The organism is Duganella violaceipulchra, assembly GCF_019166075.1.
In the GTDB taxonomy this organism is placed as follows: Bacteria; Pseudomonadota; Gammaproteobacteria; order Burkholderiales; family Burkholderiaceae_D; genus Rugamonas; species Rugamonas violaceipulchra.
Genome location: NZ_JAHTGR010000250.1, coordinates 1 through 246 on the forward strand (window position 1 = coordinate 1; position 246 = coordinate 246).

Genomic DNA, 246 nt, shown 5'->3' on the forward strand with positions numbered 1-246 from the left:
CCCGTCTGCGTCAGCAGCGCCACCGGCGCACTGTCTTCCAACATGTATGCCAGACGCTCCTGGGGATAGCTCGGGTCGAGCGGCACATACGCGCCTCCAGCCTTCAAAATCCCCAGCAAGCCGACAATCATCTCAACACTGCGTTCGACACAGATCGCCACCCGGTCGTCGGGTTTCACGCCCAACCCGATCAGGGTGTGCGCCAGTCGGTTGGCGCGCGCATTCAATTCGCCATAGCTGACGCTG

Annotated in this window: 1 protein-coding gene; it reads right to left on the reverse strand. The window is 62.2% G+C overall.

Annotated elements, in window-relative coordinates; translation table 11 throughout:
• Nucleotides 1-246, reverse strand: a 246-nt coding sequence (locus tag KVP70_RS33920; protein WP_217946811.1) for an AMP-binding protein, incomplete at both ends; no start/stop codon positions are given.